Here is a 269-nt window from a genome sequence, read left to right as displayed (position 1 = left end):
GATCGAGACCCTCGGGCGTGTGGAGATTCATACTCATGAACATAAAAATGGCATGATGCAAATGCGTAAGCTTGAAGAGTTACAGGTTCCTGCGCACCAAACCCTGGTATTTCAACCCGGTGGACTACACTTAATGCTATTTGCGCCAACTCAGAAACTGGTAGCCGGTGAGCAACTGAAAATGACCCTGTATTTTGCCGATGGCGACCGTGTGTTCACACAGGCACGCATCTATAACTTGCTTGAACAGTCGCAAGACAATAACAGCG

General features: G+C 48.0%; 1 protein-coding gene. It reads left to right on the top strand.

Annotation, left to right across the window (positions count from 1 at the left end; genetic code table 11):
• The coding region (locus CWC14_RS18365) for a copper chaperone PCu(A)C (protein WP_171036886.1) at window positions 1–269 on the top strand (269 nt) is incomplete at both ends.

The organism is Pseudoalteromonas sp. S3260, from assembly GCF_005886925.1.
Classification (GTDB): Bacteria; Pseudomonadota; Gammaproteobacteria; order Enterobacterales; family Alteromonadaceae; genus Pseudoalteromonas; species Pseudoalteromonas tetraodonis.
The sequence above is the reverse complement of the archived record's forward strand: the minus strand, read 5'-3'. Positions and strand labels throughout refer to the sequence as shown.